This window comes from Nocardioides sp. N13(2025) (assembly GCF_051912545.1).
Classification (GTDB): Bacteria; Actinomycetota; Actinomycetes; order Propionibacteriales; family Nocardioidaceae; genus Nocardioides.
Genome location: NZ_CP196809.1, coordinates 1,207,823 through 1,228,890 on the forward strand (window position 1 = coordinate 1,207,823; position 21,068 = coordinate 1,228,890).

The 21,068-nt window shown below is 70.0% G+C and carries 23 protein-coding genes and 1 other RNA gene; 9 read left to right on the forward strand and 15 right to left on the reverse strand.

Annotated elements, in window-relative coordinates:
* Nucleotides 1–198 precede the first annotated feature (198 nt).
* From ACS3YM_RS05785 to ACS3YM_RS05805, 5 genes are all read left to right on the forward strand, one after another.
* Entirely contained in the window at nt 199–831 is a 633-nt protein-coding gene (locus ACS3YM_RS05785) for a response regulator transcription factor (RefSeq protein WP_439939122.1), read from the forward strand.
* Nucleotides 824–2,143 (forward strand): sensor histidine kinase, encoded by a 1,320-nt coding sequence (locus ACS3YM_RS05790; protein WP_439939123.1) that lies wholly within the window; start codon nt 824–826, stop codon nt 2,141–2,143. Before ACS3YM_RS05785 ends, ACS3YM_RS05790 begins: the two co-directional genes overlap by 8 nt.
* A gap of 113 nt (nt 2,144–2,256) precedes the next feature.
* Entirely contained in the window at nt 2,257–2,643 is a 387-nt protein-coding gene (locus ACS3YM_RS05795) for a cupin domain-containing protein (RefSeq protein ID WP_439939124.1), read from the forward strand.
* A gap of 65 nt (nt 2,644–2,708) precedes the next feature.
* Nucleotides 2,709–3,716 (forward strand): phosphotransferase family protein, encoded by a 1,008-nt coding sequence (locus ACS3YM_RS05800; protein ID WP_439939125.1) that lies wholly within the window; start codon nt 2,709–2,711, stop codon nt 3,714–3,716.
* A 13-nt stretch (nt 3,717–3,729) separates the two neighbouring features.
* Entirely contained in the window at nt 3,730–4,638 is a 909-nt protein-coding gene (locus ACS3YM_RS05805; RefSeq protein ID WP_439939126.1) for a TIGR03086 family metal-binding protein, read from the forward strand.
* 349 nt (nt 4,639–4,987) lie between these two features.
* Here the strand turns inward: ACS3YM_RS05805 and ACS3YM_RS05810 are convergent, their stop codons facing one another.
* From ACS3YM_RS05810 to map, 11 genes are all read right to left on the reverse strand, one after another.
* Entirely contained in the window at nt 4,988–5,503 is a 516-nt protein-coding gene (locus ACS3YM_RS05810) for a DUF5994 family protein (protein ID WP_439939127.1), read from the reverse strand.
* A 167-nt stretch (nt 5,504–5,670) separates the two neighbouring features.
* A complete protein-coding gene (locus tag ACS3YM_RS05815; RefSeq protein ID WP_439939128.1) occupies nt 5,671–5,895 on the reverse strand; it encodes a hypothetical protein in 225 nt (74 codons plus the stop codon).
* A gap of 123 nt (nt 5,896–6,018) precedes the next feature.
* Complete coding sequence (locus ACS3YM_RS05820) at nt 6,019–7,161, reverse strand: N(5)-(carboxyethyl)ornithine synthase (RefSeq protein WP_439939129.1); 1,143 nt, start codon at nt 7,159–7,161, stop codon at nt 6,019–6,021.
* On the reverse strand, nt 7,158–7,292 hold the full coding sequence (locus tag ACS3YM_RS05825; RefSeq protein ID WP_439939130.1) for a hypothetical protein: 135 nt from the start codon (nt 7,290–7,292) through the stop codon (nt 7,158–7,160). Before ACS3YM_RS05825 ends, ACS3YM_RS05820 begins: the two co-directional genes overlap by 4 nt.
* 396 nt (nt 7,293–7,688) lie before the next feature.
* Nucleotides 7,689–8,009: a hypothetical protein gene (locus ACS3YM_RS05830; protein ID WP_439939131.1), complete on the reverse strand. Its 321-nt coding sequence runs from the start codon at nt 8,007–8,009 to the stop codon at nt 7,689–7,691.
* Nucleotides 8,010–8,047: 38 nt separating this feature from the next.
* A complete protein-coding gene (locus ACS3YM_RS05835; protein WP_439939132.1) occupies nt 8,048–8,296 on the reverse strand; it encodes a hypothetical protein in 249 nt (82 codons plus the stop codon).
* A gap of 2 nt (nt 8,297–8,298) precedes the next feature.
* Nucleotides 8,299–8,769: a DUF5994 family protein gene (locus ACS3YM_RS05840; RefSeq protein ID WP_439939133.1), complete on the reverse strand. Its 471-nt coding sequence runs from the start codon at nt 8,767–8,769 to the stop codon at nt 8,299–8,301.
* 507 nt (nt 8,770–9,276) lie between these two features.
* Complete coding sequence (locus ACS3YM_RS05845) at nt 9,277–9,726, reverse strand: hypothetical protein (RefSeq protein WP_439939134.1); 450 nt, start codon at nt 9,724–9,726, stop codon at nt 9,277–9,279.
* A 163-nt stretch (nt 9,727–9,889) separates the two neighbouring features.
* Complete coding sequence (locus ACS3YM_RS05850; RefSeq protein ID WP_439939135.1) at nt 9,890–11,011, reverse strand: glycosyltransferase family 4 protein; 1,122 nt, start codon at nt 11,009–11,011, stop codon at nt 9,890–9,892.
* Nucleotides 11,012–11,998: 987 nt separating this feature from the next.
* Nucleotides 11,999–12,366, reverse strand: an RNA gene (rnpB, locus tag ACS3YM_RS05855) — RNase P RNA component class A.
* A gap of 13 nt (nt 12,367–12,379) precedes the next feature.
* Entirely contained in the window at nt 12,380–13,252 is an 873-nt protein-coding gene (map, locus tag ACS3YM_RS05860; RefSeq protein WP_439939136.1) for a type I methionyl aminopeptidase, read from the reverse strand.
* Between map and ACS3YM_RS05865 the strand changes: the two genes are divergently transcribed.
* Nucleotides 13,251–13,475, forward strand: coding sequence for a hypothetical protein (locus tag ACS3YM_RS05865; RefSeq protein WP_439939137.1), 225 nt, complete (start codon nt 13,251–13,253; stop codon nt 13,473–13,475). The genes map and ACS3YM_RS05865 overlap by 2 nt on opposite strands.
* Here ACS3YM_RS05865 and ACS3YM_RS05870 read toward each other — a convergent pair whose 3' ends face one another.
* A complete protein-coding gene (locus ACS3YM_RS05870) occupies nt 13,476–14,042 on the reverse strand; it encodes a hypothetical protein (protein ID WP_439939138.1) in 567 nt (188 codons plus the stop codon).
* 73 nt (nt 14,043–14,115) lie between these two features.
* On the opposite strand from ACS3YM_RS05870, the gene ACS3YM_RS05875 reads away from it, so the two are divergent.
* Nucleotides 14,116–14,394: a hypothetical protein gene (locus ACS3YM_RS05875; RefSeq protein WP_439939139.1), complete on the forward strand. Its 279-nt coding sequence runs from the start codon at nt 14,116–14,118 to the stop codon at nt 14,392–14,394.
* Between the two features lie 12 nt (nt 14,395–14,406).
* On the opposite strand, the gene panB is transcribed toward ACS3YM_RS05875, so the two are convergent.
* The 3 genes from panB to ACS3YM_RS05890 all read right to left on the reverse strand — a co-directional run bounded on the left by panB (nt 14,407) and on the right by ACS3YM_RS05890 (nt 17,483).
* Nucleotides 14,407–15,261 (reverse strand): 3-methyl-2-oxobutanoate hydroxymethyltransferase, encoded by an 855-nt coding sequence (gene panB, locus ACS3YM_RS05880; RefSeq protein WP_439939140.1) that lies wholly within the window; start codon nt 15,259–15,261, stop codon nt 14,407–14,409.
* Nucleotides 15,262–15,377: 116 nt separating this feature from the next.
* On the reverse strand, nt 15,378–16,556 hold the full coding sequence (locus ACS3YM_RS05885) for a PQQ-dependent sugar dehydrogenase (RefSeq protein WP_439939141.1): 1,179 nt from the start codon (nt 16,554–16,556) through the stop codon (nt 15,378–15,380).
* A 39-nt stretch (nt 16,557–16,595) separates the two neighbouring features.
* Nucleotides 16,596–17,483: a GNAT family N-acetyltransferase gene (locus tag ACS3YM_RS05890; protein ID WP_439939142.1), complete on the reverse strand. Its 888-nt coding sequence runs from the start codon at nt 17,481–17,483 to the stop codon at nt 16,596–16,598.
* A gap of 124 nt (nt 17,484–17,607) precedes the next feature.
* Here ACS3YM_RS05890 and ACS3YM_RS05895 point away from each other — a divergent pair, with 124 nt between their 5' ends.
* Together ACS3YM_RS05895 and ACS3YM_RS05900 are read left to right on the forward strand one after the other, a co-directional pair.
* On the forward strand, nt 17,608–19,650 hold the full coding sequence (locus tag ACS3YM_RS05895; protein ID WP_439939143.1) for an NAD(+) synthase: 2,043 nt from the start codon (nt 17,608–17,610) through the stop codon (nt 19,648–19,650).
* A 65-nt stretch (nt 19,651–19,715) separates the two neighbouring features.
* Nucleotides 19,716–21,062 carry a glutamine synthetase family protein gene (locus tag ACS3YM_RS05900; RefSeq protein ID WP_439939144.1) on the forward strand — a complete coding sequence of 449 codons (1,347 nt, stop codon included), beginning with the start codon at nt 19,716–19,718 and terminating at the stop codon, nt 21,060–21,062.
* Nucleotides 21,063–21,068 lie beyond the last annotated feature (6 nt).

Sequence of the window (21,068 nt, forward strand, 5' to 3'; positions counted from 1 at the left end):
CCCGGATGACAGCGTGGTAGGCCGCACGTGGTGGATCCGTACCCCCAAATTGTGGGGGGCCACGTGGGGCCCACGTCCGTCTCCTCTGCGTGCGCACCACCGGATTTGGGCATGCCCGGTCGGACGGAGGCTCCTAGGCTTCTGGCGGGGCCGTCCTCACGTCCGGGGGCGGGTGTGGAGGGGTGGATCATGCCTACGTTGACGAGCAAGCGTGTGCTGCGTGTCCTGGTCGTCGAGGATCAGCGGACACTGGCCGAGGCGTTGGTGCGCACGGTCGGCCTGGAGCCCGACTTGGAGCCCATCGGCAGCGCGTCGAGCGGCGAGGAAGCATTGCGGATCCTCGCGCTCGAGAGGGCGGACGCTGCGATCATCGACGTCGGGCTGCCCGACACCGACGGGATCGAGCTGTGCCGGCGTCTCCAGCAGCTCGCCCCTGGTGTCCGCGTCATCCTCTTCACCGCTGACCCGCACCCGGAGCTGGCTCGCCGGGCCATCGATGCAGGGGCGCGAGCCCTCCTCTGCAAGTCGATGTCGCTCGACACCTTGCTGTCCGCGGTGAAGGGCGACGGGGACATGTTCGCCGTGGACCCAGCCCTCCTCGTCGCGGCCCGGCCCAGCACCTTCCTGAGCCCGCGGGAGGGCGAGATCCTGGGCCTGATGGCGGAGGGGTACGACGCACGCCGCATCGCCGGCCACCTGCACCTCAGCGTGCACACGACCCGCGGCTACATCAAGAGCCTCTATCGCAAGCTGGACGTGCACAACCAGCTCGAGGCCGTCGCCGCGGGCTCGCGGCGGGGACTCGTGGCCGGAGGCTTGCGCAGTGCGTGAGAGAGGTGACCTCGCGTGGTACTACGCGTGGGCGCTGGTGGTCATCGTGGTCTCCGCAGTGGCCGGGTGGCAGCTGGCCGCCTGGACGTCGCACCGCGAGGCTCGCGACGACGCGGGGCACCAGGCCGAGCGGATGGCGCGTGCGATCGCCGCGCCGAACGTGTACGCGCGTCCCGACGCCGAGGAGCAGGACAAGGGGATGCGCAGGCTGGACAGGCTCGTCCGTGAGCGCATCGCCGAAGGACTCGTGCTCCGGGTCAAGGTCTGGGACGCGGACGGCACGGTGATCTACTCCGACGAGCCGCGGCTGGTGGGTCGGCAGTTCGACCTGGGCCCGAAGGCGCTCGCGCTGCTGGGCGAGGGTGGCTCCCTGGCCGAGCTCACACAGCTCGACGCTGACGAGAACATCCTCGACCGCAGGCTCGGACGCGGCATCGATTCGGTGGTCGAGGTCTACGCAGGCTTCACGTCAGCAGACGGCGTGCCGCTGCTGTTCGAGGCCTACGTCCCCGTCGAGGACCTGCTGCACCACGAACGCGAGGCGGCCGTGCTGCTGGTCCCGGCCATGACCGCCGGGCCCGTGGTCGCCGGTGTCCTCATCTTCCTGCTGGGGCTCCGTATGACGCGCCGCGTTCGCGCCGCTGACCGGGAGTCGATCAGGGCCATGTACCGCGTCTTCAGCGTCGCCTCGACCGAGCGTCGCCGGATCTGCCGAGAGCTGCACGACTCGGTGCTGCCGGAGCTGGCGTCGGCCCGCCTCCTGCTCGAGGCGACCGAACGGCACGAAGCGGACCCGGAACGACGTACCGTGCTCGCCACAGCGGTTGCCACCCTTGCGCGCCAGATGGACTTCCTGCGGCAGGTCATCGCGGGGGAGACCGTCGCGTCACCCTCACGCGTCGGTCTGAGGACGTCGCTCGAGGCAGCAGCCGACCAGGCCCGGGCAGGGGGGCTGCGAGTCGAGGTCCATGCGACGAGCCACCCACTTGACGATGCTGCCGGCCGCCTTGCGGTGGCGGTTGCCACTGAGGGGCTGCGCAATGTGCGCCGTCACGCCGATGCGAAGCACGCCCGGGTGTCGGTGGACGTCACCCAGGGCGTGCTCACCGTGGACGTCACCGACGACGGACAGGGGCCTTCGTCGACGGAGCTGCACGCAGACCACGGTCTGGGACTCATCGCCGACACGGTCTCCGACCTGGGCGGAGCCAGTGGCCTGGAGCGGCTTCCCGGCGGTGGCGCCCGGGCATGGGTCCGCGTGCCGTTGGACCGGTTGTCCGGCGAGGTGGTGCGGACCGCGCCTGGTCGCTGACACCGCGGACGACGAACGTCGTCAGTGGGTCAGTCTGCTCAGCCGCCACCGCGCCGGAAAGATCCATCGCCAGAGGGGTCGTGCGGACCTCGCCCTCGTGGCACCCTGAGGTCATGGGAGGTGACCTGCCTCGGCCCGTACGGGTGTTCACGCCGGCCGACCTGGCTTCGGCCGATCCCACGCCCGGCATGAACCGTGCCCTGGCATTCGCGCTGCCGCTGCTGTGGGCCGGCCAGGTCGAGACCGATCCTGGAGCGGTGTCGGGTTGGCACCACCACGAGCGCAACGAGTCGAGCCTCTACGTCGTTCGGGGGGTGCTACGCCTGGAGTTCGAGGGTCATGAGGGTTACCTCGATGCCGGTCCCGGCGACTTCGTCCACGTTCCGGCCTGGACCGTCCACCGCGAGTCGACCCCCGGCCGTGAGACCTCTCTGGCCGTCATCGCCCGGGTCGGTGGCGGCATCCCGACCGTGAACGTCGAAGGTCCGGCCAAGCGCTGAACCAACACGCGGGGGAGTGGATCGAGGGTCTGGTCGAACGTGCCGCGGGCGAGGACCATGAATCCATGGACCGTGAGGTTCTTCGAGGCGTGCTCGACCGTTCACCGGTCAACGACGACGGCCGTTCGGGGGCCGTCCTCCAGCGCGTCTCCCTGGCCGATGGCTCCCGGGTCGTGGTCAAGCAGCTCGACCCGACAGTGGACCTGGTCATGCGCCTCTCCGGCGACCGGACGGGGCGGGAGGTGGAGCTCGTCCAGCGAGGCGTGCTCGACCGCCTGCCCCCGACCGTGCTCCATGCGGTCATCGACGCGTGGTACGACGACGGCCGCGGTGTGCTGGTGATGCGGGACCTCGGTGACGCGGTCCTCCTCTGGGAGTCCATCGTCAGCCGCGACCAGGCCAGGACGATGTTCGCTGCGATCGCTGACCTGCACGCTGCGTTCCTCGGCTCCGCGCCAGACGGGCTGACGCCGCTCGACCTGCTCCTCGGCCTCTTCGAGCCACGGCGGATCCGGCCCCATGAGGGGAGCTCCCTCATCGACTACGCCTTGCGAGGGTGGGAGTACTGGCCCGAGGTCGCCCCAGGCGAGGTGGGGGAGCGGGTGCTCGCGCTGGCTCAGGACACCGCTCCTCTCGCCGCGGCCTGCCGGGCGCTGCCGTCGACCTTGCTGCACGGCGACCTCGCGACCGTGAACATGGCCTTCGAACCTGACCGGCCCGGATGCCTCACCCTCATCGACTGGGGGCTGGTCGCTGCGGGGCCGGCCGAGTTCGACATCGGTCGACTGCTGGCCGGGTGCGCGCAGCTGTTCGGCCCCGTCGGGCGAGAGGCGAGCGCCACGATCGTGGCCCGGCTCGACGGGCTGCTGGCCCTGCAGCGCGAGGTCGCGGGCCCGGCGTACGACGACGACGCGATGCGGCTGGGTCTGCTCGCCGGGATCTGCTGGCTGGGGTGGAACAAGGCGCTCGACATCGTCGAGCACCCCGACCCGGCCGTTCGCGAGCGCGAACGTGCGGCGCTGCCGTGGTGGCTGCGCCAGGCCGAGCTGGCCTTCGAGACCGGCCTCGTGTGAAAGGAGCACCAGGATGGACGCGAACACGCTGTACCACCGGAGCGTCGAGTTCTTCGCCGACCGGGTCAACGCCGTGAAGGAGGACCAGTGGGGAGATCCCACGCCGTGCACCGAGTGGACGGTGCGCGACCTCGTCAATCACGTCACCTACGAGAGCCTCTGGACCGTGCCGCTCATGGAGGGCGCGACCATCGACGAGGTGGGTGACCAGTTCGACGGCGACGTGCTCGGCGAGGACCAGATCGGCGCGGCCTTGTCCGCTGCCCGGAAAGCGATCGCCTCAGTGGCCACCCAGCTTCCTCTCGGTGACACGGTGCATCTGTCGTTCGGAGAGACGCCGAAGCAGGAGTACGCCATGCAGCTGGCCGCCGACCACCTGGTCCACGGCTGGGACCTGGCCGCGGCCACCCGAGGCGACACACGCATGGATCCCCACCTGGTGCACGCGGTCGCCCAGTGGTTCGACGCCAACGAGGAGGCCTACCGACAGGCGGGCGCAGTCGCCGCGTCGCGGCCCCGCACCGGCGACGCCCAGCACGACCTGCTGGCCCGCTTCGGTCGCGACCCTGGCTGGGGTCCCCACCATCGGACCCTGGCGCTGTTCAACGCGGCCTTCGGCGCCGGGGACGTCGACGCCGCGCTCGCCCTGGTCACCGATGACATCGTCTTCGAGTCCACGTCGCCGCCTCCCGACGGGCAGCGCGTCCAAGGACGCGACGCCGTCCGGGCGGCCTGGACCGAGGTCATGCGCACCCCCGGGATGAGCTTCACCGAGGAGGAGTCCTTCGTGTCCGGCGAGCGTGCCGTCGTCCGCTGGCGCTACGCCTGGGGCGGCCCGGACTCCGGCCACGTGCGAGGCGTGGACGTCATCCGCTTCGAGAACGGGCTGGTCTGCGAGAAGCTCTCCTACGTCAAGGGCTGACCGCGGTGGGAACGTGGAGGACAAAGGAGAGACCGGTAGACGATGAGCTCTCGACGTAGAGGATGCGGCAACGGGTAGCCGTGCTCGTCGAGGGCCGCCGCGTACGACTCCAGCGCCGCTAGGAACCGACGTTGAGCGGGGATCGACTCCAGGACACGTGCGCGAGCCGGCTTCGACCGACAAGCCAACACGCCGGCCCAGGCCTCGTCGACCTCAGCCCGCAGGTCGACCAGCTCACCGGGCGCCTCACGCTCGCTCATGACTGCGCCACCCACCAACGGCGCCGATGCTTCCGTACGCGCTGCGGTCGGCGTTTCTCATCTCGTGGACGTCGCGCGTCCGTACGGACCTATGCGTGGGTGCCCGCATGGTCGTTCCAGACGGCGTCCCCGATGTGGCTCTGGTCCTGCCCCGTCAAGCCGAGGAGCGTGCTCGGTGAATCTGTGTTTCGACCATCAGCCGCCTGCTGCATGACCCTCGACGCCAGGTCGGGCTCGGTGTCGCTGGGGACCACCAGCAGCCGTAGCCGTTGCCCCGAGGACAGGGTCACGATCACCAGGTGGGTGTCGTCGCTCGGGAAGGAGCTCACCTCGACTGCGCCGCGCGCGGCATGGATCCGGCGAGTACTCGGTTCGCCGCTGACGGCGTCCCAGTCGGGGCGGGAGAACAGCAGTCGCTCGATTCGGCCGATCAGGTCCGGGAAGTGGTCCACCAGATCTGCGGCCTCGACGTGAAGATCACGGGACTGGGGCCACCACGCCCCATCGATCGGACCCTCTTGGAAGCTGTTGTCGAGGAGGAGTCGCAGTGCTACGCGCTCGCCCAGCGCCTGCGATGGAATGGATGCTCTCGGCGACGTCCTCATGACGTCCCCTTCCGATCTGCCCCCGCGGACTCGGCGAGTCCGGCCCGGCAGGTGATTGTCACCAACCTACCCCGTGTCTTCCCATTGCTTCCCGACACCGCGGCACCCGATCCGACTGGGATGACGAGCGAGCAGGCTCGTTACCGCGCTGTGGAGGTTCGGGCGGTTCAGAGAATGGCGCCCCGTGGCGACACTTCGACAGCAGAAACACCTCTCGCGTACAACGCCAGCAGCCGGTCGCCGTGCCTGCAGCGCAGAACGCCCGAGTCGTGCGAGAGCGTGGTCAGGACGTAGTCGATCGACTCGGCGTCGGTGGTCGCTCCTGGATGCTCGTAGATGACATCCATGCTGTCACCGCCGACGAGCCGGACACGTAGCACGATCCCGCTCATGGCCGTGGGTCCATGGCGCTGTCCGCCTCTCGACCGGCACGGGTGTCCGGATGGAGGCCTCATCTCCGGTCAGTCACGCCAAGCCTACGCCGGGTCACCCCGGACCTCACTTTGCTGCGCGGCTCAGGCCACCGGGTACGGGTGCGCCGTCGCCCGGCCCTGGAACGCCAGGATCGCCGGGTTGCAGATCCGGCCGTCACGGATCTCGATCGCCCGGCTGACTGTCTGGTTCGCGTCCCATCCGTCGGGGCCGGCGAGCACCGTGTCGACGAACGGCAGCAACGCCTCGCTGTTCTCCCAGGTGGCCGAGTTCCAGAGGTAGGAGGGGCTGTGGTCCACCGCGTAGTAGTAGACGCAGCCGCCGACGGTGAACATCGGATCGTCGAACGTCGTGGGCACGGCCCAGGAGAAGCCCATCCCTTCGTCGCACGACACGTCGATGATCAGGCTGCGTGGCCGGAAGGCGTCGAGGTCCTCGGTCTGCAGGTAGGTCAGCGGTGCAGAGGTGTCCTGGAAGGTGCAGTTGACGACGATGTCGAACTCGGCGAGGTACGCCGCCAGCGGCTCGCGGCCACGATCGGTGATCACGTGGCTCACGCCGGGCTCGTGCGGGTCGTGGTCGAACTGGCGGATCTGCACCGAGTGGATGGGCGAACCCACCGCCGCGACCCCGCGCGTGGTCAGGACCGTGACGTCCCCGACTCCGTGCGCCTTGAGGGCGGTCACCGCGCCGCGCGCGGTGGCACCGAATCCGATCACGACCGCGCTCAACCGGCGGCCGTAGTCACTCGTGACGCCGATGAGCTGCATCGCGTGCAGCACCGAGCAGTAGCCCGCCAGCTCGTTGTTCTTGTGGAAGACGTGGAGACCGACGTGGCCGTCAGCCGTCCAGTGGTTCATCGCCTCGAACGCGATGAGGGTCAGCTCGCGGTCGATGGCCAGCTGGGTCAGCTTCGTGTCCTGGACGCAGTGCGGCCAGCCCCACAGCACCTGGCCGGCATGCATGCCCGCCAGGTCGGCGTGCTGTGGCTTGGGCAGCACCACGACGTCCGAGCCCGCCAGGATCTCCTCGCGCGACGCGAAGCCGGCCACGTGCGGCGCCAGCTCGTCGTCGCTGACTCCGAAGTGCGCGGCGTAGCCGTGCTCGAGCGTGGTCCGCTGCGCGGTCTCGGGAGCCAGACGGGACAGGTGCTCCGGATGGATCGGGAGCCGATGCTCGTTCTCCTTGGCGGAGGTCCCGATGACGCCGAGGCTGAGGCGGTTCACCTCTTCTTCGGCACGATGGGGTCGGGGACGTCGCTCTTCCCGGCCGCCTTGGCGTGCTTCTCGGCGCGCTTCTCCTTGATGGACTTGCCGGACTTCTTGGACATGCCTTGCCGTGGCGACTTGTCGCTCATCGGGGTCCCTTGGTCGGGAGCCTGGATGGCTCCATGCGGCCACACTACGCGCGCCCCCCTAGCCCGGCGTGCGTGGACGAATGCCGCAGCCAATGGCCGGATCGACGAGTGCAGGGGTAGACACCCGCGACTGGGCGGGTGCTTGGCGTGCCTGCCGGCCGCTCGTCCTGTGTCCGCACGCACACCCAGGCCCCTCGGGTACATGACCGTGGCGAGCGCGGTCGCATGGCTGCGTGATCTGCTGCCCGTGCACCGGAGGGGATGCTGGAGTCCTCGAAGTGTGACGCGATCGCTTCCACGCCGACGAGGCCTTGCTCAGGCATCTGCAGGGCGCGTTCCGCGAGCCCGTCCTCTCCGTGGTCCCACGGGCTCGCCGCGACCCGAGGCGACCCACGGTCATGGGCCTATGGCGGTGCAGGCCTGCTGCTGCACTCGTCTGGCCGCGGAGCGGGCAGCCGCTTCGCTGCTGAACCGGTCTCCCGAAACGGCGACGCGGATCCCCTCCGGTCGCCAAGCAGTCCACTGCCAGCTACCAGCAGTGTTGACCTGGACCCGGTAGTCAGGGTCGTCGGCGTTCAGGCGGAAGTCATGAGCGGCCTGATCGGCGTAGGCGAGACTCGGGTAAGCGCGCCCGGCCCAGGCGACGACTCGGTTGTCGTCGTCGAGCAGCCACCATGCAGGCTCGCTTGCCAGATTCGTCTCGATGACGAACTTCATCGCTGGCTCCTGGGGGGAACTTGTTCCTGGGGTGCCCGTCAGGCGTACTGGCCCGACGGCCCCTCCTCGGCCGATCGGGATGCTCCGTCAAGCATCACGGCGGCGGCAACAAGCGCCCACGCCACCCAGAGTGTGACTTCGGAATCGGAACCGGGATCGACGACGGTCAACTGCCCAGTGCTGGGCGTACCGATCTTGGCTATCTCGGTGCGGATGTGATCCTCGGTCCCCGGGGCGATCGCCCAGCGTTGGGTCCAACCGTTCCCGTAGAGAAGCAGATAGGCCACGGTCATTCACCCCTTCGCGACGGAGGCTTACCCCACGCTGGTGCCCGCCACGATCCGCCGTCGTCGCTCCAGTGTCCTGCGGGGTCGATGCCGGGATGGCCCGCCGCTTTCTGGAGGACTTCGGTGGCCGTATGGCCATTCCCGGTCTTGACAGACGCTTGGAGGGCCCCGTCGCCTTGGTCAGGGGTGAATGTGGGTGGGACGACCAAGACGTGGAGGGTGCGCCGGTCCGACGTCGTGAGCAGGATGAGATGGGTATCGTCGCCGGGGAAGGCGCCCACCTTCACGTAGCGACCGGCGACCCGAACGATGCGTGGCGTGGAATCCCAGTCGGGTGGAGAGACCAACGCGCGGGCGATCCGACCTGACTGCGCCGGGAAGTGGTCCACCAGGTCGGCCAGTTCTACGGCCAGGTCGCCGGTTCGAGGCCACCAACCGCCGTCCAGAATCTGCTTGCCTGGGTGCTCGGCCATGCGAAGTCGTAGCTGAGAACGGCTTGGCGACGCGGGTACGGATACGGGAACGCGATCGTTTGACGTCGACACGACGTCCGCCTCTCGACCGGCAACAGGGCGTCCGGGTGGAGGCCTCATCTCCGGTCAGTCGAACCAAACCTACGCCGGGTCACCAAGTCGGGATACGCCGTCCTCGTCGCGCCTTCGAGCCGTGAGCTGGAGGGTTCCGCTGCCAGTGTCGCGCGGGCTGACATCCGGAGCGGAGCCATGGCCCGAGCGGTCCTCGGATTGCCACACGATCTTCGTGCCTCGTGCGCCCGTGCCGCGGAGGAGGTTGCGAGGGTCCGTACGCGACGGACGACGGGTGGCGGTCAGGACAGCGGCAGAATTGCGATCGCGCGGCGTTGCGATCGACCCGATGCCGGCGTGGCCTTGCTCCGTCGAGCTCCACGAGTCGCTGAGAGGGAGACCGGAGGGGCGGCTTGTCCGGGCCGCACGGGGGCAATGCGCGACCCTTGGGTGTGGTCAGGGTCGCGACGTCGTCGGCGGGAAGAGGAGGCTGATCGCGGCCAGACGTCGGTAGTGTGCGTGGATGGCTTCCTTGGCGATGGACCGGGCCGTCGGGCTGGCGCCGGCGATCATCTCGGCGCGCGCCGATGCAAGCGAGGCGTGGGCGTGCGCTGTCAGGTGGTCGGCGAAGTCTCGGTCCTGATCCGTGCTGTGCAGCTCGGGGATCGCGTCGGGGAACGGCGTGGACGTGCTACGGCCGTCCAGCTGGCCCCACGCGCTCAGCGCTGCCGTGATCGCGGCGAGTTGGTCAGCCTGCTCGGCAAGTGTCAGCCGAGCTAGCGCACGCACGTGGTGGCTGCGCCCGGAGGCGGCAATGTCCCTGCTTGCCGCCATGATCGGCCCGAGCGCGGCGCGCGCCTCCTCGAGGTAGTGGACGTCCGCCGCGTTGCCATCTCGCCGCCTCACCCAGGTAGCCGCTGCAGAGGTCGTCGCTGAGATTGTCCCGGGGGTGTCTGCTGGGGTGGTTCCGGGGGTCGTAGATGCGGTGCTGGACGTGGGACGGGATCCGGGCATGATGTATTTCCCTAGGGTGGTGGAGGCTCACGGGACGGGCGGCACGGGGTCAGGGCTAGACCCCCATCGGAAGGTCGTCAGGGCTCGATCGTTCGTGCGGAGGGGCGATGGACGGCAGCGCCGCCAGGGTTTCGAGGTCCTGAAGGACGGCCCACGGGGTGGAGGCCGGCGTCGCGTGGAGGACTTCGAGCAGGCTGTCAACTGAAGCGGAGACCGTGAACCCTCGCGCCGCCTGCTGTCGAACATGAGAAGGAACCGGTCCCAGGCGCTGCGCGGCGAGGATGCCGCGGGCCAGCGCCTCGGCGTCGTCCGGGGCAACGAGTGCGAGTGCGCCGCAATCGGTCTCGGGTAGTCCGCCGTCGTCCGAGGCGATGACGCGGCACCCGGCGTGCTGCGCTTCGATGGAGAGGATGCCGAACGTCTCGTGCCAGTACTGGCTGTTGGAGGGCATGACCACGATGTCGTGCTCTGCGAGGAGCTCGGCCATGCCGGCTGGCGTGCGTCGTGCCGCTACCAGATTGAGGCGCGGGTTCGTGGCGAGCATTCGCTCGATGATCGCACCGTGTGGCTTGTCGGATCCTGCGCGCGTGACGGTGACCGACATCTGGGGGCCCTCGAACAGGTCGGTGTGGAGGATGGAGAGCAGGGTGAAGATCCCCTTCTCCGGCGTCAGCCGACCCGCGTAGAGCACCCTTGTCGGGCCGGAATGCTCCGGGCGGGACTGGACGGCGAACGCCGGCTCCGCGAACGGATGCACCACGTGCACGGTCTCGAGGCTGACGTCGAGAAAATCCGACCACAGGCGCGCGGCGAAGCGGCTGGTTGCGATCAACGTCCGATCGCGGGTCCCTGCGGTCACGGCCAGCCGTTCGTGGTCACGCAGGGGCGGAGGAACGTGGAGGATCTGGTAGGCGGGATGTCTCGTCGGGACGGGAGGGGCCTGGCTCACGAAGACCACGGTGTCGTCGAGACGACTCAGGTCGTCGAGGACCTCGACGGAGTGGAACGGCACGTCATCAAACTGTTCGCGCCCGTCGGACATTCCGACACCCACCGTCACCACGCGCGCCTCGACGCCGCGCCTGTTCAGCTCTCGGACCTGGCCGACCGTGAAGTTCTCTGAGCCTCCGGTGCCCGCCGGCAACGCTTCACCGGGCGACCACACGAACGAGATCACGACGAGCCAGAGGTGAACACAGGCCGTGAGTACGGAGGGGATTGTGCCGTGCTGGGGCGCGAGAGCATCGCGTCACCACCTGCCGTCGCTACAGGCGCCAGTGCGCGAGCGCCCCGTAGCCGAGGCATCGGCCTACCGCCTGCAGTAGTGACGCAAGCCTAGCGCAGCAACGGGCGCGCGCCGTCGCGAGACTGCCCCCTGCGGCGACTTATCGACTGCCACCACACTCGTGCGCCACGTCTTGCGTCTCCACCCAGGAGGCCGCTGGGTGCCGGTCCGGGTGCCCGCGTCTTGAGCCCCCGGGTCTGAGCCGCTGAGGTTCCGCGGGCTGCCGGAGCGGCCTGATCCGTCGTACCCAGCAGTCCGGGTGGCGAGTGCGGGCGCCTTGTTGACAGGAGCCTCGTGCCTTGACCGGCGCCGGTGCGGCCCAGGATCGAGGCTGGTGACGGGCGCGTCGGAGTATCGACTGCGCCGCAGGTCGCCGTTGGCCAGCTGACGTAAGCACCTGACGTGCGCCGTGAGTGGGCGTATGTTCCTCCGATGAGCGAGACACGATCCTCAGTCGAGGTGCTGATCGATCTCGCACGCCGACTCCAGGACCCGGACCGGCAGTCGCGCAGGGGGCAACTGCTTGGGGCGGTGAGGTTCGATCCTCGCGGCTACACAGACCGCTGGCCGCGAGGCATTCGCACATGACCTTCCGGTTCGCCCCCGAGACGACCGGTGCGGTCACGGCCGGCCGCCCACCGTGGGCCGGTGTCATCACCAGGCCGTCGACAATATTGTGGAGCTCAGGACCGAGCGGGCGAGCCGAGACGCCCGAACGACTCTCGCAGATCGACCAGATCACGACGCGGCTCACCACGGAGCACGGGTCACACTGAGTCGGGCCCGACAGGCGGCGCTGTGCAGTTCATCGGCAGGGACACCTTCGGGCACGCTGCGATCCGAGGCAGACGGATCCAGTTCGGCGGCGCGCCGAGCTGAGGAGTGGGCCGGCCTGTAGGCCGGGTTCTGTCCCGCTGGTGCGGGGGCGACCATCCATCTGCGACGACCGTTGCCGGCCGCCTGGTGCGATCTACCCGGATGCTCGGGCGGGCCGCCCTCGAACGCATCCTGTCTGATCTTGCTCCGGGTGGGGTTTGCCTAGCTGCGCCGGTCGCCCGGCGCACTGGTGGTCTCTTGCACCACCGTTTCACCCTTACCGCCCGGCAAGCCGGGAGGCGGTCTGTTCTCTGTGGCACTGATCCCGCGGGTTTCCCCGGGTGGCTGTTGGCCACCACCCTGCCCTGTGGAGCCCGGACCTTCCTCGACCCGCCACCGAGGTGACGAGCCGCGGCCGCCCGGCCGACCCACTCGAGATCGAGTCTAGGGGTGGGTGAGGACCTCGGCGCCATCCTCGGTGACGAGGAGGGTGTGCTCGAACTGCGCGGAGCGGCGGCGGTCCTTGGTGACGACGGTCCAGCCGTCGTCCCACATGTCGTAGTCGGGGGTGCCGAGGTTGAGCATCGGCTCGATGGTGAAGGTCATCCCGACGCGGATCTCGTCGTCGAAGCGCTCGTCGTCGTAGTGCGGGATGATCAGCCCGGAGTGGAACGCGGTGCCGATGCCGTGGCCGGTGAAGTCGCGTACGACGCCGTAGCCGAAGCGCCGTGCGTAGGCCTCGATCACCCGGCCGATGATGTTGACCCGCCGTCCGGGCTTGACCGCCTTGATCGCCCGGTCGAGGGCCTCGTGGGTGCGCTCGACGAGCAGTCGCGACTCCTCGTCGACGTCGCCGGCGAGGAAGGTGGCGTTGGTGTCACCGTGCACGCCGCCGATGAAGGCCGTGATGTCGATGTTGACGATGTCGCCGTCCTCCACGACCCGGGAGTCGGGGATCCCGTGGCAGATCACCTCGTTGACGCTCGAGCACAGCGACTTGGGGAAGCCGCGGTAGCCGAGGGTGGAGGGGTAGGCGCCGTGGTCGCAGAGGAACTCGTGGCCGATGCGGTCGAGCTCGTCGGTGGTCACCCCGGGCACGACGTGCGAGCCGACGAGCTCGCGTGCCTGCGCGGCCAGGCGCCCGGCGACCCGCATCCGCTCGATCGTCTCGGCGTCCTTGACCTCCTCGCCGGTGAACCGCTCGGGCGCCGGCTGGTCGACGTACTCCGGACGGGCGATGTGGGCGGGCACGGAACGACGCGCAGACACCTCTGCGGGGGATACGACTGGCACGGGCCGAGTGTAGTTTCGGCGCATGAGCGAGAACGAATACTGGTTCTGCCTGACCCACCACACGGTCGAGGGGCACGACGGCTGCAAGAACGCCGACCGCCTCGGTCCCTACAGCTCGTCCGAGGAGGCCTCCCGGGCGCTGGAGAAGGTCCAGGAGCGCAACGAGGTCTGGGACAACGACCCCAAGTGGAACGACAACGGCGCCGGGTCTGGCGACGGCCTCACCGACGGCACGCCGGACAGCTGATCACTTCTTCTTCTTGGCCTTGACCGGCGAGGCCGACTGAGCGATGTCGGCGGCGGCGCGCACGCTCTTCAGCGCCCGCCTGGTGTTCTTCTCAAGGGCCTTGGTGAGCTCGGAGATCGCCGCCTCGTACTGCTGGCTGACGCGCGCAGCGGTCTCGGCGGCGACGCGCTCGGCCGTGTCCTGGGCGACCTTCTGGATGAGGGCAGCCGTGCCGATGGCCTGGGCGCCCATGTCGACGGCCCGCTCGGCAGGGGACTTCCGGGCAGCCGTCGCGACCGGCTTCGGCGCGGTGGTCGCGCTGCTCGGCGCGGTGGCCTTCTTGGCGGGCGCGGTCTTCCTGGCCGTCGACTTGGTGGCGGGAGCCTTCTTGGCTGGTGCCTTCTTCGCGGTCGTCTTCCTGGCCGCAGCGGTCTTCGTCGCCGGAGCGGTCTTCTTGCCGGGAGCCTTCTTCGCCGCAGCGGTCTTCCTCGTCGCCGTGGCCTTCTTCGCAGGCGTCGCCTTCGTGGCAGGCGCCTTCTTCGCGGGAGCCTTCTTGGCCGTCGTCCTGCTGACCGGGGTCTCGCTCACAGCACACTCCTCGCGTCGGTGGAAGGCTGATCCTGCCGCGACCCGGAGCCGTTGTCACCGTTAGCGTGTCGGCGTGCCTCAGTCCACGGTCCGTGAGCCGCTCTCGCCCTGGCCGTTCGTCGGCCTGGTCGGGCTGGCCTGCGTCGCGTTCCTCATCGGCGCGACCCCGGTGGCGGTGGGCGCGCCGTGGTGGGCGATCTCGCTGCTGGTCGTGCTCTGGCTGGTGGCGCTGCTGCTCGCGATCACCTGGTTCACCACCCGGCCGAGAGCGGTCGCGCTGCTCCCGGTCGTGGTGGCGGTCGTCTGGCTGGCGACGGTGGTGGGCGGCGCCAGGCTCCTCGACTGGGCCTGAGCGCCGTGTGAGTCAGAACGTGTGCTCGGGCCCGGGGAAGGTGCCGCCGCGCACGTCGTCGGCGTACGCCCTGGCCGCCTCGAGCAGCACGCCGTGCACGTCGGCGTACTGCTTGACGAAGCGCGCCATCCGACCGGTGCGCAGGCCGAACGCGTCCTGCCACACCAGCACCTGGCCGTCGCAGCCGACGCCGGCGCCGATGCCGATGGTGGGGATGGTCAGCTCCTTGCTGATCTGCTCGGCGACGTCGCCGGGCACCATCTCCATGACGACGGCGAAGGCACCCGCCTCCTGCACCGCACGGGCGTCGGCGATGACCAGGTCACTGGCGTCGCCGCGGCCCTGGACGCGGTAGCCACCGAGGGTGTGCTCGGACTGCGGGGTGAAGCCGATGTGCGCCATGACGGGGATGCCGCCGCGGGTGCACTTCTCGATGACCGGTGCCATCTCGGCGCCGCCCTCGAGCTTCACCGCGTGCGCGCCGGCTTCCTTCATGAAGCGGACGGCGGTGAGGTAGCCCTGCTCGGGCGAGGCCTGGTAGCTGCCGAAGGGCAGGTCGCCGACGACCATCGAGCGCTTCACCGACCGCGACACCGCTCGGGTGAGGGGGAGCAGCTCGTCGACCGTGATCGGCAGCGAGGTCTCGTTGCCGAGGACGTTGTTGGAGGCCGAGTCGCCCACCAGGAGCAGGTCGATGCCGGCCTCGTCGAAGGTGGCCGCGGTGTACATGTCGTACGCCGTGAGCATGGTGATCTTCTCGCCGCGCTCCTTCATCTCCCGCAGGTGATGGGTGCGGACGCGCTTCACCGGGGCGGCGGGTGCGGCGGGGCCGGAGCCGTAGGGGGCGGTCTCTTCAGGCTGGGACATGTGTCGTGCTCCTCGTCATCTCGCGGCTCCCTGATGGAGTCCACGGACCGTTCCTCAGGCTAGTCCTGGACCAGTGGGTACGGCGCTGTGGTGGTGGTCACGCCGGAGGGTCGAGGTCAGCGCGGGGAGACGCGCAGGACCCGGTCGCCGGTGCCGTTGTCGGTGGTGACCAGCAGGTCGCCGTTGCGCGCCGCGGTGACCGAGCGCAGCCGGCCGAAGCGGGCCAGCTCGTCCGGTCGCGTCACCGAGACCAGGCTGCCGGCGGTGTCGAAGCGCAGGAAGAGCATCTCCGACCCCTTGAGCGCAGCCACGGCGAGCGTGCCCTGCAGCGAGCCCCACTGCGAGCCGCGCACCCAGGCGGCACCGGACGTCGCGATCGTCGGCTCCCCGGACGACCACCTCGCCTCCTGCTGCACCCCGGGCAGCGACTGGTCGGTCATCGGCACCGACTCGTCGTAGCCGGGCACCGGGTTCCACCCGTAGTCGCCGCCGGGCACGAGCAGGTTCACCTCGTCGTCGCGGTAGCTGCCGTGCTCCACCGACCAGACCGATCCGTCGCGGCGCTGGGCCAGGCCCTGGACGTTGCGGTGCCCGTACGTCCACACGAACCGGCGCGGACCGTCGGCGTCGCCGAAGGGGTTGGTGCCCATCGGTGCGCCGGTGCGCCGGTGGACCCGTAGCACCTTGCCGCCGAGCGAGTCGAGGTCGCGCGGGTTGGTGCCGACCGCGGCGTCGCCGGTGCCGACGAGGAGGGCGTCGGTGTCGCGGTCGAGCAGCAGCCGGCAGCCTCCGTGTCGCCCGGAGCTGGAGGGGAGCCCGGAGACGACGGTGCGCCGGTGGGACAGCGTGCGCCACCTCGCGTCCACCCGCCAGCGGGTGACCTGGACGTGGTTGCCGCCCTTCGTCGCGCCGTGGCAGGCCCACAGCGTGCGCGACCCGGCGTCCACGGCCAGCGACATCAACCCGGTCTCGCCCGAGACCCAGACCGACGCCGACAGGTCGGCGAGCGTCCGCCGCCTCCCAGCACGTACGACGCTCACGCGGGCGCGGTCGCGCTCCGACACCAGCAGCCTGCCGCCGGGGCCTTGCTGGACGTCCCACGGGTGCTCGAGCCTCCGGGCGACGGTCCGCACGCGCAGCGTTGGCGCCCAACGCCCGACGGGCTCGGACGACGCGGTCGTCACCCGATCCGGTGGCGCGTCGTCGGCAACCGACGGCGCGAGCCCGGCGAGCAGGCCACCAGTGAGGGCGGCGAGGGACAGGGACAGCGAGGTGGTGCGGAGCACGAGGCGCACGTCCGCGACGCTACGGGGCGCTGCGGCGACGGTAAAGGCTCAGTCGCGCCGCAGCGGCCGGGCGAGCTGGATGCCGACCCGGGTGGTGGCGTAGCCCAGCTTGGTGTTGAGCGCACGCATGGCCGCGTTGCCGTCCTGGGTCCACGTGTAGACCTCGGTGATCCCGTGGTCGGCCGCCCACGCCAGGGCGAGCAGCTTGAGGTGCACCGCGATGCCCGTGCCGCGGTGGTCGCCGCGCACGGCGGTGAGCAGGTTCTCCGCACGCGTCGGGTTGTCGGGGTCGAGCCCGAGCCCCGCGCAGCCGACGACCTCGCCTTCGGCCAGCGCCAGGAACATCGGGTCACCGAGCCACTCGCGCACCCAGTTCTCCGGGCTGACCTCGAGCGGGGTGTCGACGGCGAGACCGGCGATCGCCTCCAGCCCGAAGCGCTCGTAGGCCGCCTCCCAGAGGCCGGGACGTTCCTGAGCGGTGACGACGTCGATGCCGTCGGGGACCGGCGTGGGCGTGACAGGCCCGTCGATGCGGTAGGTCTGCTCGACCTCCCGGTTGACCTCGGTGAAGCCGAAGCGCTGCGCGAAGGCCAGGGAGCCGTCGTCGTCGGCGCCGGCCCGGAGCATCGGGAGCCCCAGGGTGGCGACGTGCTCGATGAGGTGCTCCAGCAGAGCGGTGCCGTGGCCGCGACGGCGGTGCTCGGGAAGGACGCGGGGGATCACCGAGCCGGCACCCGCGCTGTCCGCACGGTCGGACAGGCCGTGGCCGACGACGACGCCGTCCTCACGGGCCAGCACCATCAGTCGCTCGGGCGACTCGGCCTCGCGCAGCTCCGCGACCGAGACGGTCCGCTCGTAGGGCAGGATCGCGATCCGCACCTGGCGCCAGGCCTCGTAGTCGTCGTCGGTGACGCAGGGGCTGATGTCGAGGGCCATGGCGGGAGCCTGCCTGTTTCCTGCCCGGGTAGTCCACCGGGTTCTGGTCGTCGTACGGCCCTTCAGCCGACCGTTTCCCGGTGGACTACCCCGGGCCGAGGAACAGGATCCCTAGAGTGACGGCGTGGACTTCTACTCCGCCTACGCCCAGGGCTTCGCGCGGATCGCTGCGTGCACGTTGCCGGTGCACCTCGCCGACCCCGCCGCCAACGCCGCCGCGGTGATCGAGCAGGCCCGGGCCTGCCACGACGACCACGTCGCGGTCGCTGTCTTCCCGGAGCTGTGCCTGACCGGCTACTCGGTCGACGACCTCTTCCTCCAGGACACCCTGCTCGACGGGGTGCAGGAGGCGATCGGCGAGATCGTCGCGGCCAGCGCCGACCTGATGACCGCGCTGGTCATCGGGGCGCCCATCGTGCAGGGCAACCGGGTCTACAACTGCGCGGGCGTGGTGCACCGCGGCCAGGTGCTCGGTGTCGCGCCCAAGGCGTACCTGCCCAACTACCGCGAGTTCTACGAGCGCCGCTGGTTCGCCCCCGGCGACGACCGCGAGCTCGAGTGGATCACGGTCGCCGGGCAGGAGGCCCGCTTCGGCCCGGACCTGATCTTCCGCTGCCTCGACGTGCCCGGCCTCGACCTCCACGTCGAGGTCTGCGAGGACATGTGGGTGCCGGTGCCGCCCAGCGCCGAGGCCGCCCTCGCCGGCGCCACCGTGCTGGCCAACCTCAGCGGCTCACCGATCACCGTCGCGCGCGCGGAGGACCGGCGGCTGCTGGTCCGCAGTGCGAGCGCGCGGTGCGCGGCGGCGTACGTCTATGCCGCGGCCGGTCAGGGCGAGTCGACCACCGACCTCAGCTGGGACGGCCAGACGATGGTCTACGAGTGCGGCACGCTCCTCGGCGAGAGCGAGCGCTTCCCCGACGGGCCGCGCCGCACGGTCGTCGACGTCGACCTCGACCTGGTGCGCCAGGAACGGCTGCGGCAGGGCACGTTCGACGACAACCGGCGCACGCACCACGAGCGGGTCCACCGCTTCCGCACCGTCGAGTGGGAGCTCGCGCCGCCGGCCGGCGACGTCGGGCTGCTGCGCAAGGTCGACCGCTACCCGTTCGTCCCCGACGACCCGGAGCGGCTGGAGCTCGACTGCTACGAGGCCTACAACATCCAGGTGTCCGGCCTGGAGCAGCGGCTCAACGCGATCGGCACGCCCAAGGCCGTCATCGGCGTCAGCGGCGGGCTCGACTCGACCCACGCCCTCATCGTCGCGTGCAAGGCGATGGACCGCCTGGGCCGCCCGCGCAGCGATGTCCTCGCCTTCACGATGCCCGGCTTCGCGACCGGGTCGACGACGAAGGGCTACGCCACGCGGCTGTCGGAGGCGCTCGGCGTCACCTTCGAGGAGCTCGACATCCGGCCGGCTGCCGAGCAGATGCTGACGGACATGGGCCACCCCTACTCCCGGGGCGAGAAGGTCTACGACGTCACCTTCGAGAACGTCCAGGCCGGCCTGCGCTACGACTACCTCTTCCGCCTCGCCAACCAGCGCGGCGGCATCGTGGTCGGCACCGGGGACCTGTCCGAGCTCGCGCTCGGCTGGTGCACCTACGGCGTCGGCGACCAGATGTCGCACTACTCGGTCAACGCGGGCGTGCCGAAGACCTTGGTGCAGCACCTGATCCGCTGGGTGATCAGCCACGGCGAGTTCGAGGAGGCGGCCAACGAGGTGCTCGCCGAGATCCTCGAGCAGGAGATCACCCCCGAGCTGATCCCCATCGAGGACGGCAAGAAGCCGCAGGCGACCCAGGACACCGTCGGTCCCTACAACCTCCAGGACTTCACGCTTGCGCTCGTGGTGCGCCACGGCTTCCGCCCGCGCAAGATCGCCTTCCTGGCCTGGCACGCGTGGAAGGACCTCGACGCAGGGGAGTGGCCCCCGGGCTTCCCCGCCGACGCGCGGGTGGCGTACACCCTCGACGAGGTCCGCACCTGGATGCAGGTCTTCATGAAGCGCTTCTTCGCCAACCAGTTCAAGCGCTCCGCCCTGCCCAACGGTCCGAAGGTCAGCGCCATCGGAACGATGAGCCCGCGCGGCGACTGGCGGATGCCGAGCGACGCCAGGGCCACGGCCTGGCTGGCCGAGATCGAGCGGGACGTGCCGACCTCCTGAGCGTCGCTGACCGGCCGGCGTGGTCACGTGCGGGTCGCGCCGTGCGTGACCCCTAGGGTGGTGCCATGGGCAAGCAAGAGGACTTCGTACTCCGCGCGCTCGAGGAGCGTGACGTCCGGTTCGTCCGGCTGTGGTTCACCGACGTGCTCGGGTTCCTCAAGAGCGTGAGCGTCGCCCCGGCGGAGCTCGAGAACGCCTTCGAGGAGGGCATCGGCTTCGACGGCTCGGCGATCGAGGGCTTCGCCCGCGTCTACGAGTCCGACATGCTCGCCCACCCTGACGCGTCGACGTTCCAGATCCTCCCGTGGCGCACGGGCGAGGACGGCGGCCCGGCGACGGCCCGGATGTTCTGCGACATCGTGATGCCCGACGGCAGCCCGTCGTACGCCGACCCGCGCCACGTCCTGAAGCGCACGCTGAGCGCCGCGGCCGACAAGGGCTTCACCTTCTACACCCACCCCGAGATCGAGTTCTACCTGTTCAAGGACGTGCCCGGGAAGGGCGAGGAGCCGCAGCCGGTCGACCGCAGCGGGTTCTTCGACCACACCGCCCAGTCGCGCGGCTCCGACTTCCGCCGCGAGGCGATCACGATGCTCGAGGCGATGGGCATCTCGGTGGAGTTCAGCCACCACGAGGGTGGTCCGGGGCAGCAGGAGATCGACCTGCGCTACGCCGACGCGCTCACCACGGCCGACAACATCATGACCTTCCGCACGGTGGTGCGGGAGGTGGCGCTGGGCCAGGACATCTGGGCGTCCTTCATGCCCAAGCCGTTCACCACGCACCCGGGCTCGGGCATGCACACCCACGTGTCGCTCTTCGAGGGCGACCGCAACGCCTTCTTCGAGGCCGGCGCGCAGTACCAGTTGTCCAAGACCGGGCGGCAGTTCATCGCCGGCATCCTGCGCCACGCCAGCGAGATCAGCGTGGTCACCAACCAGTGGGTCAACTCCTACAAGCGGCTGCTCGGCGGCGGCGAGGCGCCGTCGTCGATCTGCTGGGGCCACAACAACCGCTCCGCGATGATCCGGGTGCCGATGTACAAGCCCAACAAGGGCCAGTCGACCCGCATCGAGCTGCGCACCGTCGACGCCGCCTGCAACCCCTACCTCGCCTTCGCCGTCGTCCTGGCCGCCGGCATGAAGGGGATCGAGGAGGGCTACGAGCTGCCCCGCGAGGCCGAGGACGACGTCTGGTCGCTCACCGAGCGCGAGCGCAAGGCGCTCGGCATCGCGCCGCTGCCGCGCAGCCTGTTCGACGCGATCGGGATCGCCGAGGACTCCGAGCTGCTGGCCGAGACGCTCGGTGAGCACGTCTTCGACTTCTTCCTGCGCAACAAGCGCGCGGAGTGGGAGGAGTACCGCACCCAGGTCTCCGCCTACGAGCGCGACCGGATGCTCCCCGTCCTCTGAGCTCGC

Bases quoted from the DNA above. Each gene is read 5' to 3' on its own strand.
- ACS3YM_RS05795 (WP_439939124.1), top strand. From the start codon at position 2,257: ATGGGAGGTGACCTGCCTCGGCCCGTACGGGTGTTCACGCCGGCCGAC.
- ACS3YM_RS05800 (WP_439939125.1), top strand. From the start codon at position 2,709: ATGGACCGTGAGGTTCTTCGAGGCGTGCTCGACCGTTCACCGGTCAAC.
- ACS3YM_RS05805 (WP_439939126.1), top strand. From the start codon at position 3,730: ATGGACGCGAACACGCTGTACCACCGGAGCGTCGAGTTCTTCGCCGAC.
- ACS3YM_RS05810 (WP_439939127.1), bottom strand. From the start codon at position 5,503: ATGAGGACGTCGCCGAGAGCATCCATTCCATCGCAGGCGCTGGGCGAG.
- ACS3YM_RS05815 (WP_439939128.1), bottom strand. From the start codon at position 5,895: ATGAGCGGGATCGTGCTACGTGTCCGGCTCGTCGGCGGTGACAGCATG.
- ACS3YM_RS05825 (WP_439939130.1), bottom strand. From the start codon at position 7,292: ATGAGCGACAAGTCGCCACGGCAAGGCATGTCCAAGAAGTCCGGCAAG.
- ACS3YM_RS05830 (WP_439939131.1), bottom strand. From the start codon at position 8,009: ATGAAGTTCGTCATCGAGACGAATCTGGCAAGCGAGCCTGCATGGTGG.
- ACS3YM_RS05840 (WP_439939133.1), bottom strand. From the start codon at position 8,769: ATGGCCGAGCACCCAGGCAAGCAGATTCTGGACGGCGGTTGGTGGCCT.
- ACS3YM_RS05865 (WP_439939137.1), top strand. From the start codon at position 13,251: ATGAGCGAGAACGAATACTGGTTCTGCCTGACCCACCACACGGTCGAG.
- map (WP_439939136.1), bottom strand. From the start codon at position 13,252: ATGCGCCGAAACTACACTCGGCCCGTGCCAGTCGTATCCCCCGCAGAG.
- panB (WP_439939140.1), bottom strand. From the start codon at position 15,261: ATGTCCCAGCCTGAAGAGACCGCCCCCTACGGCTCCGGCCCCGCCGCA.
- ACS3YM_RS05890 (WP_439939142.1), bottom strand. From the start codon at position 17,483: ATGGCCCTCGACATCAGCCCCTGCGTCACCGACGACGACTACGAGGCC.
- ACS3YM_RS05900 (WP_439939144.1), top strand. From the start codon at position 19,716: ATGGGCAAGCAAGAGGACTTCGTACTCCGCGCGCTCGAGGAGCGTGAC.